Raw genomic sequence first — 15,581 nt, forward strand, 5'->3', positions numbered from 1 at the left:
TGATTTTCCCTATGATTTTGATTATGTTGTTGTTTGTCGGCAGTAGAGACGTAAAATTTCACATCTCTTATCCCATCGTCACCATCCGCCGAATTTCATCACTCAACAAGCCGATCGCCATTGGACAACGCACCCTTGGTAGTGCCCGCTCCATCTTATAATTCCAGTACTACCCCCTCCATTCGCTATTAATGCACAATATCCCCGCTTCTAAGGTCAATCACCAGTAGCGCACAGCAAATCATTTTTTAGATAGTTTTCAAATCATTTCTCGAAGTTACTATGCACCAGCTATACCTTTCAAGGATTTGATGGAAATCAAAAAGCACCTCACAGCGAAACGCTGCTGAAATGCTTTGAACTTAATGATGAATAGTTAGTATTTATATGCACTCTTCAAACAATTGATAGTTATTCGCAATAACTTCCCAGTGGCGCGTCATCTGACGAAAGAATAGGGATCATAGCGCGGTATAGTGTCCATAATATATCGCGTAAACCGGACACTACCAGCGAGAATAAATGAGCTTGCCACCCCCAACTCGTCTACCAAACAAGCATTACAGGTAAGCGAGAATACCTTACACCAAGTGAGGTACGATCTCTGCTGAATGCTGCGCTCGATCGCAAAGCTCGTTATTCTCACCGTGATTATACACTGATGCTGATGATGTTTCGCCACGGTCTGAGGGTGGGGGAAGCTGTAGGGGCTAAGTGCGGTTTAAGGTGGGATGCAGTGATGTGGGGCGAACGCCAGATTTTCATCACCAGGGAAAAGGGCAGTGATTCAGGGGTGCATCCCTTGAGAGAGGATGAATTAGTTTTGCTCAAGGAACTCAGAGAGATGTTTCCTGATAGCAAATATATTTTCGTTTCCGAGCGTGGTGAGGTGATGTCAACTGATGCGGTGCGAAAGCTGCTTGGGCGATTGGCGGCACAGGCCGGGCTTGATATCAAAGTTCACTGTCACATGATGCGCCATGCCTGTGGGTACTATCTGGTGAATCAGGGTTACAACACCAGGGAAATACAGGACTTTTTGGGACACCGCGATATCAAACACACTGAAAAATATACCAAGCTGAATGCTCGACGCTTCCTGAATTTTGATTGGGGTGATTTATGACATATAAGAGTTCGAGTGTGAAGCTCGCTCTAATTATTTTGAGTTGCCTAACCGAAAATAGGCGTGTAAGCTTCAACAATCAAACCTTTTCATCCACATGTTGGCTCAATGCCTTCAGTACTTGTTTACCTCCATCGCGCTCACCTACACTTGCAGCAGACTCCTGAACTCAGCACATAACTCCGAACAACTCTGTCAAAAGATTGATGGAGTATTCTTTACAATTCGCAATATTTAATAAGAGCCTTACAGATGAGTTCACACCAAATTGAACTCATCTAAATTTTTGTTGAAATTGCAGCGAGAGATTATGACAGGGCAAACACAAAAACAGCAATCATTCCTTGACAAAGTATTAGAGCGGAGTAGTTTGCAAACGAACAATGATGCTCAACGGGCAACAAATATAGTGTTCCGAATTTTGCGGGACATGATGTTAAACAAAACAAGTGACCAAATTGAAAAGGATCTCAAAGAAAGAGCACCTGAATCCGAGCGAGAAGTGATAGACCTTTGGCAAGATCCTAACGTTATGGTTGCTTTCTTCAGTCGAATCAGTCCTGCACAAAACCTACATATTAAGCCAGGAACCTTTATGTTGCGCCTACAACAAGAAGGTGCTTTACCAGAAGGGGTTCCTCCAGAAGAGGTTGCAGAGGCAGTGTTCTCAGCCACGAAAGAAATTTTACCTCCAGAACGCAACCAAGAAATTGCTGGATTACTTCCAGGCGAAATTCGGCAAATTTGGGAGCGTGCTTGATTGCTTTTATGTAGCAGTCAATACTGGCTTGTAAATCGCTTCGATTTTTATTGGTGCTGGTGGGTTCTGTTGCAAAAAATTTTATGTTTTCAACAACTTACTTCCCATATAAAACCGAAATCTGAGCCGATGACTCAGGCACAAGCCCTAGTTTACTAACCCCTGAACAACTGCCTAACCTGGGATGGGAGCATCGGTGTCACCCTGGATAATGGCGTGATTTTTCTAATTGTTGCCGCTATTTACTACGGCATTATCAACCCCTAGTGTGTTGGTACAAAACAACTAAACTTTCAATACAGTGCAAAACAATGACTTTACCTGAACAAAAGCGCTCTATCGGTGTATTTCATAACGATTCTGATGCCCAAAAGGCACTTACTGAACTGAAAACGGCAGGTTTTCCTATGGATAAAGTTTCCGTGCTTGGGCCGAATGCAAGTTCTGATGAGATAGTGGAGGCTGCTGGCAATAAAGGCAACGTTGAAAATCAAGGTGATCAAATTGCCAGAGCAGGTACAATCTCCGGAGGTGCCTTGGGAGGGCTAGTTGGCGTAGTAGCTGGCCTTACGGCTTTAACAATCCCTGGTTTGGGCGCAATCGTAGCAGGAGGCGCGGCAGCAAACGCTTTAGCTACAACCCTTGTAGGTACTGCTGTAGGAGCAACAGCTGGTGGCTTGGTTGGGGGAATGAGTAGTTTAGCGATTCCTGCACAAAGAGTTGAAGCTTACAAAGATCAGCTATCACGCGGTGGCTACTTGGTGATGGTGGAAGGCTCAGAAGATGATATCGGTCGCGCTGAAGTTATTCTTAGCCGTGGTGGTATTCAAGACTGGTTTACTTATAGCTGATAAGTCTTTCGCCAAGTTAATACCTTCGCTAAAAAGGTAGGTATAATTGACACTCCCCCATCAAGCTACGCTGTGATGGGGGAGTGTCAATGCTCCATTTAGATTGCGGCCACTCTGGCAATGCTGTCACCAGTTGGAGAAGAGATCGATAAATATGAACTTCAGAAAGCTTGGGGATAGTGTTGCCTATGAGTTTTGATGTCGGTTAATGGTAGTTTGACGACATCTCTTGAGAGGGGACTGGGAGAAAGTCAGCAGCCGACATATTAGCGATCGCCGCGTGTTAGACTGTCCACTGGACAAACTAGACACGTCCACTGGACAGTTACCTATATGACTGTAGAAATCGATCCGTTCCCCGTTGCTGCACTCCTTGATAGGTACAATCTTGGCAAACAAGCGGTTTACAACCGGATAGACGCGCTCGACATTAAGACATTCAAGCAGGGGAATAAATCTTACATCACTGCATCGGATGTGGAATTGCTCGATCAGCTGCACGACCATATCAGCGCTGGGGGGAAAATGGATGATTTCAAATCCCCATTAGCTGAACTAATGAGCAGTCCAGTGGACACGCTAGACACGTCCAGTAGACTAGTGGACAGACTGGACACGACCACTGGACAACCAGACTTGGCACTGGGGGAGGTAGTTCAGTTGGTGGAAGCGATCGCTCGTCACCTGCGACCCGCCGAGCCACTACAGCACCTCAAAGAGCTTCAGCTTGCTGCTACCGAGGGCTGGCTACTTTCTTCATCTGAAGTGGAGGGGCTTGTTAGGTGTAAGCCGAGGGTGAAGAAGGGCGAACAGCAGTTTACTCGTGGGTCGTTCAGTTTTGTGAGGTCTGGGAAGATTGGGAACCAGTCAGCCTGGAAGATAGTAAGAGTCAATTAAGCAGTAATTAAGAAACAGCAATTTATATAAAGCTGTGCATCGTTCTTGCCCGGTCGGGGCTGGAGGGGGGAATTTAATGATAAAAGTCAAAATAAATAGTGATACTACTCAGATAAAAAAACCTAAAAAATATTACGCTGGCATGGTGTAAACGCACCTTCCGTTATTTTTAGTAGCTAAACAGGGTACAAAAATGGTGATCGCTCTATAGAACAGTGAGATATTGCAAGGAAATTTTAATATGTTTGCAGAAAATCTTGAGGGCGACGAATTACCAAGGTTGTATAACGATGACTTGGAAACAGCCAAGAATTATATATATTCACTGGTAACAGCAAAAAGACGCAGTTTTTATGATCTTGGTAGGGTCTTCACATTGGGACAGCATTCGGTATATGTGAGTCAAGAACTCGAACGGGGACTTGAATGGGGAAGAGGATTTTTTCTAGAGATTTTATATGCATTACGAGAAGATGGACTTATATTTGTTAGATTTTTTGGAGATCCAGAATATAAATTTACTCTAGTCAATAATTGGAGTGTTCTTGACAACTTTGTGGGGAACATAATAGCCGAGCTACCCAGAGAACACCTGAAAATGTGTGAATACAAAGATTTTCTGAAGAGTGACTATTGGAAGCTTATACAAAGGTTAATACTAGAGCGGGACAAACATACTTGTCAGCACTGTAAGGCAAAAAGTAAATTACAAGTGCATCATAAAACGTATAGACACAGAGGAGATGAAATATGGTTCCGAGAAGACTTAATAACTCTGTGTAAAAGATGCCATGATGCAGAACACGAGAGAGGACTGGCATCGCAGTAAAAGCGATCAAGTCTCGACTGGGCAAGGAAGGGGAGCAGCACTGGCAGTCCAAAGCCTTTACTACAAACGATTGACAGCCTTACAAGATAGCCGTTTCTTAATTGGCTTTCTTACTTAGGCTGGCTTATTGCTTCAGAGAATATGCTCTTCTCTGTATCATCTAAACCCAAATTACACGATTGTCGGCTCGACGCCAGATCAATATATATAGGCAGCAATTACACGTAATGGCTCATTCGTGTAATGCGATCGCTAACTAAAAATGTTGTTCTTTAGTGCCACCATCGTACCACATCCTGGATAGCACTACTAACGGATGCTATTGCTTTGTGACCACCTAGCGCAAAGATCATTGGAACTATTGCCTGTATATCATGCAGCAAATCCTTTCGTGTGCGGAGAGATAGCCTGTGAAGTGAATCTTGCCATAAAAGAATAAGTTGGGATTGTGGCATTTGGGACAGTTTGTCAGCTAAGGCACTCAGGGCATCGACGCGATTCTTATCATCCTGAATCTCCCTAGTAACAGCCAGTGCCTCTCGTAACAATTCAGGTGGCAGTTTATCAGCCAAAGTACTTAAAGCTTGGACACGCTCATTTACTCCCTGAATTGCTAGAACTGCTTTAAAGGCTTCTGGGAACAAAGTTTCTGGTAAGTAAGGAGCCAAAGTACTTAAGGCTTGGACGCGCTCATTTACTCCCTGAATTGCTAGAACTGCTTTAAAGGCTTCTGGTAACAAAGTTTCTGGTAAGTAAGGAGCCAAAGTACTTAAAGCTTGGACGCGCTCATTTACTCCCTGAATTGCTAGAACTGCTTTAAAGGCTTCTGGCAAAATATTTGGCAGTTTTTGAGCCAAGGCAATCAGCAACTGGACACGCTCATTAGGATCTTTAATTGCCTCCGCTATCTGTAAAGTTTTTAGTAACAAACTTTCTGGTAGATGGGGAATTAAAGCAGTTAAAGCTTGTACTTGTAAGCTATTGTTTTGAATTATTTGTGTTCCCTGGAGAAAGCTACCTTTAATTGCTTGCGTTGCTTGTAAAGCTTTTGGCAACAACTCATCTGGGAGATAAGGGAACAAGGCAATCAAAGCTTGAGTATAGTATTCTTTATCCTCAAATCTTAAAGCTATATTTAGTGCTTCTGACAACAAGTTTTTTGGTAGTTTAGGAACTAAGTTTCTCAAACTTTGAACACGGTTCTGTTCATCCGAAATTGCCTGTAGAGTTTTAAGAGCTTCAAGAAAAGCTTCTGGTAGTAATGATGATATACTTATAAAGTATTGAACGCGTAATCTCGCCGATGTAATTCTCTTTGCTATCTTTAGCATTTTTGATAAATTTTCACGGCGTTGCTGAATCATGAGATGATTTTGTTCAATATGGAACAAAGTTTCAATGTTTCCAGCCTCTAATTCATCCTGCAAATATGCAACGCCATTTTCAGTAAAATATAGAGTTAAAGTAGTTAAAGCCTTAGCACGCTCCCTCTTATCCTCGATTCCCTGTGCTGCCTTGAGAGCTTTCGGTAAAATATTCGGTAGATGAGGACTTAGAATATTTAAGATTTGAATACGATATTGATCATCAGGGAGTGACTGTAAAAGATTAATAATTTTTGGTAAAACATCTGGGATATAAGTAACCAAAGCACTTAAAAGTTGAGTACAATAATATTTATCCTCAAATCTATCTGCTACTTTGATAACTTCTGGTAAAAATTTTTGTGGGAGGTGTGCAATAAGATTTATCAGGACTTGAGCGCGATAATTTTCATTTTTAATAGTCTCTATTATTTTAAACGTTTCTGTTCCATTTTCTGCTAAATAGGGTAATAGATTATGTAGAATTTTTGCAAATTCAAAGTCATCTCTAATTACCTGTAAGAATTGCAGGGTTTGCGGCAAAATATTTGACGGAGAATAAGGAACTAAAGCGCCTAAAGCTTGGGCAACTTCCAAGTCATCTCTAATTACTTGCACTAATTGGAAAGCTTCTGGCAAAATCGTTGGTAAATAAGGAGCCAAAGTACACAGTGCTTGGATTTTATGATGATCTGTGAGTGACCTTGTTAATCTTAAAGCTTCTAGCAATAAATCCTTTGGTATGCGAGGAATCAGAACACTCAAAAGTTGGGTACAATGCTTCTCATCTGAGAACGCTCGTGCGCTATTTAGGGCTTCTGGGAATAAAGTTTCTGGCAAATGAGGAGCTAATTTAATTAAAGCTTGCACACGAAGTGCGTGATCTTTAATAGCTCGTACTTTCCAAAATACTTCTTTTAGTAAATCTTTTGATAAGTCAGGATAAAAGGCACTTATAGCTTGAACATAAAGCTTATTGTCGTCAGTTTCTCTGACTACTTTAAGAGCTTCTAAAAACAAATCCTGTGGTAAACGAGGAACTAGTACGCATAGTACTTGTACATAATGCTCTTCATTTAAGAGCCTCAGTATCTTTTTTAAAAAATTTGACAGTAAATTTTTTGGCAAATAGGGAACAAGAATACATAGTGCTTGGGCTTGATATTTTGCATTCCTAATTCTCCAGACTTCTATCAAAGCTTCTGATAACGAAGAATCTGATAGGTGGTGTGCCAAAATTTTTAAAGCTTTAATAACATATATTTCATTACTAATATTATTTACATTTCTTTCTTGATTAACAAGATTCCGTATTGCACTAAGGGCTTGTGGTACAATATCTTGGCAATATGAAGCTAAGGTACTTATAGCTACTGCTTTATGTCCCAGTAATGCTGGTTTCTGTTGTTCGTAAAAATCCGCTGTTTTGAGAGCTTCTGGCAAAATTTCTGGGAAGTATGGAAACAGGGAACTTAAAGCTTCAGTGCGATTAATTAACTTTGTTGATCTTGCCGTGTTGAGAGCTTCTGGCAAAATTTCTGGCAGATAAGAAGCTAAAGCAATTAGAGCTTCAAGTCGATACTCTTCAGTCTCAATATTTCGTGCAGTTGTGAGGGCTTCTGACAACAAAGACTCTGGTACACTAGGAATCAAGGCAATTAAAACTTTAACTCGATACTCTTCAGTCTCAATACTCTGTGCAGATGTGAGGGCTTCTGGCAACGAATACTTCGGTAGATGAGGAGCCAAGGCAATTAGCGATTCAATAAAATCTAACTCATCTTTAATTATTTTTGCTGCATTGAAAGCTTCTAAAATTGCCTGTTCTGCAAGTGGTTGTGATAAAAAAGCAACTAATCTTAAAATTGTCGCCACTTTTTGTTTTGGATCTGGAATATTTTTAGCATAAGCTAGACTTTGTTGCGAACTCCACATCTGTTGTTGGACAAGTTCTACTAATAAATTAGGAGGAATTTTACTAGCAAAACTGTTGAATGAAGTAGTGATAAGCGCATAGTAAAATTGTAGTCCTATGGTTTTTGGTAATATTGTTTCGGTGCAAGAAGCATCTATAAGTTTGCAAGCACGATCAATATCATTTAAGTAACCATCTATCTGTCCTAAGTGTTCTCGTACTTTGTACCAGTCATTGCATCCTGTTTCAGATTCTTCACGCAATAACTGGTGAATCTCTTCTACTTTTTGAGCCTTTTCCAAATGCCAAACTAGATGCTGATGGATATAACCGTCATTGGGCAGGGTATGCCAAAGGTTTTTATCGGTTAAATTTCGATACTTCTTCAAGAAAGTAGCGTGAGCAACAGGCAGAGTTATACCTAACCCTGGTAGATTGCCAAAGCGCTTCGGGTTTAGTGGGGCAGTTAACAAATTACGTGCAAGGTCATGAAATAAGTCATGTAAACGGTAGGTTAGTGTTCCATCTGTCAAGGGGACACCAGACAATAACAGTGCTTTCGAGTGCAAGTAGCTCAACTCATCCTCTGCATCCCGCTCATCATCCATATCCCAGAGCGTTGCAGTCATTGTCTGAGTAATAGTTACATCCTCCGGTAATATTCCCAGCCAGATGAAATTTTCTCGCGTAACGGAAGCTAATCGCTGGACGCTCAAATTTAATGATGCAGTTAAACTGAGTTTTTTTAAGCTTGCTTCATCCGCCGCATCTCTGGCTGATTTATTATCTAATGTTTTTAAGCGGGCTACCTCTAACTGCATATCCTCCACAAGAACTTTCCAAGGAGTACCACCAGCAACTTGGGCAGCGGCTAGTTCCAATGCCAAAGGCAAGTAACCAAGTTCTTTTGCTAAAGCTTCAGCCTTCTGAATTTCCTCTGTGTCAGTGAGGTTACGTCCTAATTTCTTAGCCAGCAGTTCCATCGCTTGGGATGCCTGCATCACATCCAGAGAATATGTGCTGGCTCCGAGAAGTTGGGCGATTCCTGCTTCGCGGGTTGTTATCAAAACTTGACAACGCGCTCCACCAATATTAAATGCTTGTGCATCCCTTGTATCCCAAGCATCGTCTACTACCAGCAGCACAGCTTTGTCATACAGCAGTGTACGCAGTTGATTGGAAGTAGCTTCCACGCTAGTGGCTTTAAAGTTGTAGTCCCCCAATGCCTGTACCCAGCCACTAAGCAGAGATAGAAGATTAGGCTGCTGACCTAATGTTGCCCAGAGAATCCCATCACAAAAATGAGCTTGCACTTCTTGATCTTGTGCTAAAGCCGTTGCTAGGGTGGATTTACCAACCGAACCCAAGCCGTGAATAGCTGTCACTACCAAAGTACGGACATCATTTGACTCTGTAAGTAGACGAGTTTTTAGGTCTTGGCTGTATTCGGGACGATCTACATAGTAAGTTGGTAATGGTGGTGCTTGGAATGGACGTAACTGTTTTTGCTCTCTAATATTCTGAGTTCCGATGAAAGCTTGTCCACCAGGAGCAACATAAACACCAATTTTCTCAGCGAACTTCCCGGAATCGTCAGGCATTTATAGAGTTACTTGTCACTAAGTTTAAAAGGACATATTATCGATCTTTCCTGTTCCACCAGGCATAACCACCTGACCAATTTTTTCTGCCAATTTTTGTAAATTAGGCATAGCAAGAATTTCATTAAATTTGGGATTGGGTTCTGCTTTCGCTGCTGCTGCTAATTCCTGCATGGCTTGATTTACTTCAGGATTTATTTGAGCAACAGATTCTACTTCTAGTACAGCTTTGCCATAATCGAGTGGTTGAGAAGGTGCTTTTTCAATAGCAACTACAGTATCGGGAGAGTGTTTTTTGAGAGTGACGAGAAACTGAGCAGTCTTATCCCATAAGGCTTCGCCTACCTTTTCGCCAGTTTTTTCCAAAGCTTTAGTCGCAATCACAGTCCCAATAGCGATCGCACCAGCAGTAAGCGGTTCCATATGCTACCTCGTAAGCACAGCATTTTATTTATTAATACATGGTTTCTGTTCTAGATTCCACAATCTCCGCAATTGAAGTAAAAAGCTTCTAGTTTAAATTTCGACTCATCAATCACATCGCATTACACGTTTGGGCTATTACGTGGAATCGGCGCGTCAAAGGATTGATCTGACGTTAGTCGAAGTAATACCATTTTCGATTGAGAATTGCTGTCTGCGCCTTGGCTTGTCAATCCAAAAGTTTAGCTTAGTTTTATGGACAGTATAATTTGCCCCGTTAGATATCGAGTCATTGAGCGTAAGATTACTCCGGAAAGGTCTTACTGGCATTTTGTTCAAAGTAAAACTTTTTACAACCCATTAAATTTGCCAGATGGCGATATTGAATTCATGTTTGGCACAACTAAAAAGAAAGTTGTTGTTGAACTTTTCCGGATCAGCGGTGGGAAGCCGGGATACTACTTGGCTGACCTCCGCAACAAAGAATATTATTACTGTGGAACCGATCCAGAAAATATTAAGGTACAACTGCGATCGCTTGGCATTGGCAGAGACGATCCAGTAGGGTAGCGGCATCGCTACTCCAAAATGATATCAGCTATGCTGACAACATCATATCGACACCCAAGAGCTTGCCCGCGTGCTGGTTTTTCGCATGGTATTATAATGTCAGTTTTCAGACCATTGGATCATCCCGCCCGATACCAAGCGATCGCAGTTCCGCGTGAACTGAATCAGAATTATCCCCGCAATAATAAAATTGCTTTTGCTTGAGATCGCCAATGTAATAACCTGGCTTTCCACCATTGACTCGAAATAACTCAATTACCAACTTTTCACGCGAAATATCATATTTACGGGTGGCAAACTCAAGATCCGGTGGCTCACCAAGCGGGTTGTAAAAAGATTCACCCTTTATATGCTGCCAGCCTCCTTGATTGTGATAGAAGATTCTTAAGTAACTGGGAATGCAGATGTTAATATTCATGTGCCATCGCTTTCATATCATGTCTGGCTAATTAGTTACAGTTACCACATCTGTGCAAAAATCGGAAAACCCTCTTTCTCCCCTGCTCCCAGCAAGAACTGCGGTCTTAATGATAAGTCTTTAATTGGTTTTCTTAAAAGCTCTATAAATTCATTTCCCTTTAATTTTCTGTCAACAACCGCGTCAATAGCGTTTAGTGCAAGAAATAATCTGAGGTCAAGCCAAGGTTTGTGGACAGTAACCCAATCCTTTGATGAAATTTTGCTGGAACGTTTCTATCTCCTCTTTTTGTGGCTGACCATGAGAAACTACAGCAACCTGGTAGCGACGCATGACATCAACAGGGGACTGTCCGCCAGCTAAACTCCAAAGCGCCAATTGTACCCGCTTTGGTGGTGAGTAACTACTTCCTAATTCACTTAAGATTGACCTGAAGTTACCATCTTCTTTATGTGAGAGTTGATGGTTCAGCCTGACTCTAATCACCCAGCCGTCAATAGTATTAATCACAGTGACAAAACTGACTTTGAGTTGAGGTCTACCATGCAGGTATTCAACCAACCGTAGTGTAAGGCTAGCATTTGCAAGATAGCAGAGGTATTCCATATGAGTGCTGGTGAATTGGGGTTAGTTCACTTTAAAAATATAGAAACAATTTGAGGAACTTGTGAGCAAGAGATTTAAATGTATTTTATATATCTTTTTTATTTCGGTTTTTACTGTTGAATCCTTTTAATTTGCGGGGAATTTAACAATGTATCAATTAATTTATCCGAAGTCTGGCTAATCCAGGTGTTTTTTTCTCTCTTGTGAGAAATTCGGGTTAAGTGACTGGGAATGGAGATGTCAATATTCATGTGCGATCGCTTTTTCTGGATATCCAGAAAATTATCGACGAACAAGGTTTGAAGAAGAACGAACTAGGATCGGCGATCGCCTACAACGGGACAAAACCGATTGGCTTAACCTGAAGCCGCGCATACCGAGGTTTTGCACCTTCTAAGTATACCGCTTAACGGTTAAAACTGGCGACGTAATCCTATCGCATCAGTGAGAGGTTAGAGTGATTGCACTTTTGTCAAGAGGGTACAGGAGGCGAGCGACGCTCGCTTCCTGTACCCTCTATTTGATTATCATTATCTTTAACATCTTTGACAACTTAAATAAGATATCAAAAGGTATTGTAACGAGAGAATAACTTTGTCAAAACTGGGCTTAATTCTTAGGTAAATTCAATTATCAAATGAGGTAATGAAAAATTTGGTTTACCGCCATGCCCAAGCGACTAAAACAAAACTCTGACCACCCACACCGCATTGGTAAGAGGTTAAGATAAAGCGCCTTTTGTCAAACAGTCTCTACATTCAGTCATCTCGCATCCTCTGCATTAATCGCATAGTTTAAGTTATGTTTGAAACAAAAACTCCCTAAGTGATTCTATTCACCTGTTGTTACAGTTGGACACTGGTTTATCTGACCTGTACGGGTGACTACGGTTGGTGCAAGAAATGAGTCAAGAGTACATGAAAATACTTAGCGGATGACTTCTAGAAAGCGGTAATCGCGCATCCACTTTTCCCCTTCCTGGTCGCTCAAGACGGCAAGACGTCCGGTAGTCATAAACGCTAGCTTGAAAATTTCCCACTGCTCATCAGTAATTTCCCCCTGTTGTGACATCACACCTCCTTCATCCCAGATAATGGTCACTTGTCTACCTCCGGCAATCTCGAAGTGACCCAAGCGAATAATCCGACCAGTATGCCACTCAAACTGAGAACCAGCTTCCCTGGCTTGAGAAGCTTCGAGTGCTTCTGCGCTGGAGTGGAGAGTTTGATCTTGTTGATTATTCGGTGATTTCTGCTTTGTCATAGATTGTCCTAATCCTTTTTGATATTTGCTTGAGTTGATTGGGCATGAAGGCAAGGCTCAATATACAACGCCGGTTCAACCTGTATCTTCTACCTCACGCTGTAGCCTTGTTGAAAGTGATTGCCGCTTTTCTAGCTTCAGCTAATATTACATTTTTATAAATATCTGTTACATTACGTTACATATAGCGAACTGCAAACAAGGCATTTTTGAAACCACCCAAATATTGGGTTTCTCCAAAACGAATCGCACTTACTCATATCTCGGCTCAATACCTTATTAGTATTTACTTTTGTCAATAAGATAGCCTAACCGCCCCAAAACCTTAATTTGACGTGAGCGGTAGTCAGGGCTGACTCTCAATACGGTTCGGTTAAGGTTTAAGCAGTATTGGTTACATAGAATGTGAGTGTTTCAATTTTGCCTCCAGTTCCTTTATGTATGGTTTCTTGGAAGGAAATTTGGCTCTAGTTTTTTTAACAACTCTTGGGTTACTTCTTCCTTCACGCTCTGATATCTGCTCATCAAGAATTTCACACGCAAGCCAGGTTAAAAAAAAGGTACTTCTTCGGGATCAAGACGTTGAAATTTAGGAATAGCACGGCAGGCAACGTTAAGGGTTCCGGTAAAACTTAGTCGCAAAGGGGAGATTTGAGAGTTAGAATTTGCCGTTTGCACCCTGATGACAATTATCAGTTTACATAGTGTGTGACCTTAACCGAACCGTATTGCAAGTGATTGTGGATGAATTTACCAACCTCAAATCGCTGTGCGGCGAAAGTGCGATCGCATTTTTCAATATGAGCTTAACCGATACTCGCAAAGCCAAGGAATATTTATTAGGTATAACTCACAATGCCACTAATGAATCATTTCCAGATAGTACAGCAAGCGCTCATCAATCGGGTACTGTGTTACTTGAGAAATTCTCAGCCAATGGTGAAACACCTTTAAAAAGGGTCGTTGTTCGCTATGGGCTAGTGGATGAGCAGGGCAATAATCTTGATGATGTTGAGAAGACTTTACCAGATTGGTTTCGCCCAGAAAAGATTTATCAGCATTTCAACGGTAAGCTATTAAATTTTGAAGATTAACCAATCTTTCCATACCAAAGGAAGGCTAAACAGTACGATGCCTGCGACGGTAAACTACGTACCGAAGGACAAATAAAAAAAGCTGGCTAATCTCAAGCCAGCTTTTCCATTAGAGTGTATGTTGCTTCTCTTAGAAACGAATTTACCATCAAGTCTTCTTTGTATACATCTATTAAATTGATATTAACCTACTAATACTTTCCTTTTTTTCCATTTATATAAGTTACATTTTGTCAAAACAAATTAGATGCGTTTCCCCTGGAACATTACCTCTTAAATAAATTTTACAAACTTAAGGCAAAAAATAAATATTTCTTCTCATCTGTAGGGAACCTAATACAGATATTGTTGAAATCGTAAGCTGAGTGCAAACATTAGTTGTCACAAATTATTTAATGTATCGTTATTTAATTCAACTACCCATTTTTCTGGCTGACAACTAAATTTATTTGCATAAAGCGTAACTCTATTGGTGGCTTTTTAGTAAATTCAATTGGTTCTGCTACAACAAATTTAGCTGTTTACAATAAATTGCTAGTAGCCACGACAGTTCTATTACACAAGTTCTTCCTTAGGCAACAGAGGTAAAACATATGGCAACCTTCCCCACAAATGGTAATGATACTCTTACCGGCGGTCCAAACGCTGATACTTTGAACGGGCTCGGTGGCAATGATACTTTGAACGGGCTCGATGGCAACGACAGACTTAATGGTGGTCCTGGGTTTGATAACCTTAATGGTGGTATTGGAAATGATAGCCTGCTAGGTGGAACTGGCAACGACAGACTTAATGGTGGCTCGGGGCTTGATACCCTCGATGGTGGTCCTGGGTTTGATACCCTTAATGGTGAAGGTGGCAATGACATACTTCGTGGTAGCCAGGGAAATGATGTCCTCTCTGGTAGCGCTGGAAGGGATAGATTTGTGCTTAGGCAAGGGTTGACCGATAACATTTTCAATACGGCTAGTGGTAATAGTGACTTTACCCGCATTACTGACTTCAATGTTAACGAGGGTGATGTAATAGAACTACCTAATCTTGGAGTTAATGGTAATGTGAATGAAAGCGGCGATGCAGGAGAGACTATTTCTAATAGCCAGGTTATTCCACAAGGCACAACACCGCTAGATAGTATTTCTGGCACAATTGATAATAATAACGATGTTGACTTGTACCAAATCAATTTAACAGGCGCACAGTTTTCTGCAACGACAACTGATGCAGCTGAATTTGACACACAGTTGTTTTTGTTTGACGAGGATGGCGTTTTGCTCGCACAAAATGATGACGCCAGCAGCCTTCAATCAGAGCTTACGGGTTTATCATTAGATTCTGGAACCTACTTTTTGGGAATTTCGAGCTTCAATAACGATCCAAGCAATCCAGTTGGAGACCGACTTACCTCCTTTATAGGTACCGGAAACTCAAGCGGTGACTACACGATTGAATTAGTTGGGGTTGAGTCTAATCCTCCTACGTTTACCTTGGGTGAATCTCCTGCTGGTTTACCTGTAGGAACAGCGTTATTTTTTCAAAACGACTTAATTGCAATTGTTCAAGGAAGTGGGGTTCCAACAGATTTTACAACTGGCTTCGATTTCGGTGTCTAGATGCCTGAAATTACGTTTCTGAATTGATTATTCTCCGGTGTTTTTCTAGATCGGTTGGTTGAGTATTCTGAATTGATTATTCTCCGGTGTTTTTCTAGATCGGTTGGTTGAGTATAATGAGTAAAAAGTTTTACTAGTTTGAGGACCAAGCAACCGATCTATCTCTCTTCTGCCACTTTCCGGGTATTCTGAATAACTGGAGCTTTTTGAGTTCGGCATCAGAGATAGTTGGAGAACCTGCGATGCCTACG

16 protein-coding genes are annotated in these 15,581 nt (G+C 41.3%); 10 read left to right on the forward strand and 6 right to left on the reverse strand.

Annotated features, from left to right (window positions below; all coding sequences use genetic code 11):
* Positions 1–11: 11 nt before the first annotated feature.
* The 4 genes from H6G26_RS16945 to H6G26_RS16960 all read left to right on the forward strand — a co-directional run bounded on the left by H6G26_RS16945 (position 12) and on the right by H6G26_RS16960 (position 2,737).
* Positions 12–161, forward strand: a complete 150-nt coding sequence (locus H6G26_RS16945; RefSeq protein ID WP_206757542.1) for a hypothetical protein — start codon at positions 12–14, stop codon at positions 159–161.
* 398 nt (positions 162–559) lie between these two features.
* Entirely contained in the window at positions 560–1,126 is a 567-nt protein-coding gene (locus H6G26_RS16950; RefSeq protein ID WP_347242471.1) for a tyrosine-type recombinase/integrase, read from the forward strand.
* 310 nt (positions 1,127–1,436) lie between these two features.
* Positions 1,437–1,886 (forward strand): DUF2267 domain-containing protein, encoded by a 450-nt coding sequence (locus tag H6G26_RS16955; RefSeq protein ID WP_190730354.1) that lies wholly within the window; start codon positions 1,437–1,439, stop codon positions 1,884–1,886.
* Positions 1,887–2,197: 311 nt separating this feature from the next.
* On the forward strand, positions 2,198–2,737 hold the full coding sequence (locus H6G26_RS16960) for a hypothetical protein (protein WP_190730355.1): 540 nt from the start codon (positions 2,198–2,200) through the stop codon (positions 2,735–2,737).
* A 186-nt stretch (positions 2,738–2,923) separates the two neighbouring features.
* Here the strand turns inward: H6G26_RS16960 and H6G26_RS16965 are convergent, their stop codons facing one another.
* A complete protein-coding gene (locus H6G26_RS16965; protein ID WP_190730356.1) occupies positions 2,924–3,244 on the reverse strand; it encodes a hypothetical protein in 321 nt (106 codons plus the stop codon).
* A gap of 93 nt (positions 3,245–3,337) precedes the next feature.
* Between H6G26_RS16965 and H6G26_RS16970 the strand changes: the two genes are divergently transcribed.
* Together H6G26_RS16970 and H6G26_RS16980 are read left to right on the forward strand one after the other, a co-directional pair.
* Entirely contained in the window at positions 3,338–3,634 is a 297-nt protein-coding gene (locus H6G26_RS16970; protein WP_190730357.1) for a hypothetical protein, read from the forward strand.
* 791 nt (positions 3,635–4,425) lie between these two features.
* Entirely contained in the window at positions 4,426–4,581 is a 156-nt protein-coding gene (locus H6G26_RS16980) for a hypothetical protein (protein WP_190730400.1), read from the forward strand.
* Positions 4,582–4,735: 154 nt separating this feature from the next.
* On the opposite strand, the gene H6G26_RS16985 is transcribed toward H6G26_RS16980, so the two are convergent.
* Positions 4,736–9,343 (reverse strand): NB-ARC domain-containing protein, encoded by a 4,608-nt coding sequence (locus tag H6G26_RS16985; RefSeq protein WP_190730359.1) that lies wholly within the window; start codon positions 9,341–9,343, stop codon positions 4,736–4,738.
* Positions 9,344–9,367: 24 nt separating this feature from the next.
* Positions 9,368–9,766: a hypothetical protein gene (locus tag H6G26_RS16990; protein WP_190730360.1), complete on the reverse strand. Its 399-nt coding sequence runs from the start codon at positions 9,764–9,766 to the stop codon at positions 9,368–9,370.
* A 255-nt stretch (positions 9,767–10,021) separates the two neighbouring features.
* On the opposite strand from H6G26_RS16990, the gene H6G26_RS16995 reads away from it, so the two are divergent.
* Positions 10,022–10,336 (forward strand): hypothetical protein, encoded by a 315-nt coding sequence (locus tag H6G26_RS16995; protein ID WP_190730361.1) that lies wholly within the window; start codon positions 10,022–10,024, stop codon positions 10,334–10,336.
* Positions 10,337–10,442: 106 nt separating this feature from the next.
* Here the strand turns inward: H6G26_RS16995 and H6G26_RS17000 are convergent, their stop codons facing one another.
* Both H6G26_RS17000 and H6G26_RS17005 read right to left on the reverse strand, forming a co-directional pair.
* Positions 10,443–10,754 (reverse strand): hypothetical protein, encoded by a 312-nt coding sequence (locus H6G26_RS17000; RefSeq protein WP_190730362.1) that lies wholly within the window; start codon positions 10,752–10,754, stop codon positions 10,443–10,445.
* A gap of 216 nt (positions 10,755–10,970) precedes the next feature.
* Complete coding sequence (locus H6G26_RS17005) at positions 10,971–11,360, reverse strand: hypothetical protein (protein ID WP_190730363.1); 390 nt, start codon at positions 11,358–11,360, stop codon at positions 10,971–10,973.
* A 221-nt stretch (positions 11,361–11,581) separates the two neighbouring features.
* On the opposite strand from H6G26_RS17005, the gene H6G26_RS17010 reads away from it, so the two are divergent.
* Entirely contained in the window at positions 11,582–11,725 is a 144-nt protein-coding gene (locus H6G26_RS17010; RefSeq protein ID WP_190730364.1) for a hypothetical protein, read from the forward strand.
* Between the two features lie 562 nt (positions 11,726–12,287).
* Here the strand turns inward: H6G26_RS17010 and H6G26_RS17015 are convergent.
* Positions 12,288–12,623, reverse strand: a complete 336-nt coding sequence (locus tag H6G26_RS17015; RefSeq protein WP_190730365.1) for a hypothetical protein — start codon at positions 12,621–12,623, stop codon at positions 12,288–12,290.
* Positions 12,624–13,327: 704 nt separating this feature from the next.
* On the opposite strand from H6G26_RS17015, the gene H6G26_RS17020 reads away from it, so the two are divergent.
* Both H6G26_RS17020 and H6G26_RS17025 read left to right on the forward strand, forming a co-directional pair.
* Positions 13,328–13,717, forward strand: coding sequence for a hypothetical protein (locus H6G26_RS17020; RefSeq protein ID WP_190730366.1), 390 nt, complete (start codon positions 13,328–13,330; stop codon positions 13,715–13,717).
* A 593-nt stretch (positions 13,718–14,310) separates the two neighbouring features.
* Positions 14,311–15,330, forward strand: a complete 1,020-nt coding sequence (locus H6G26_RS17025) for a DVUA0089 family protein (protein WP_190730367.1) — start codon at positions 14,311–14,313, stop codon at positions 15,328–15,330.
* Positions 15,331–15,581 lie beyond the last annotated feature (251 nt).

Source organism: Nostoc sp. FACHB-888 (assembly GCF_014696655.1).
In the GTDB taxonomy this organism is placed as follows: Bacteria; Cyanobacteriota; Cyanobacteriia; order Cyanobacteriales; family Nostocaceae; genus Nostoc.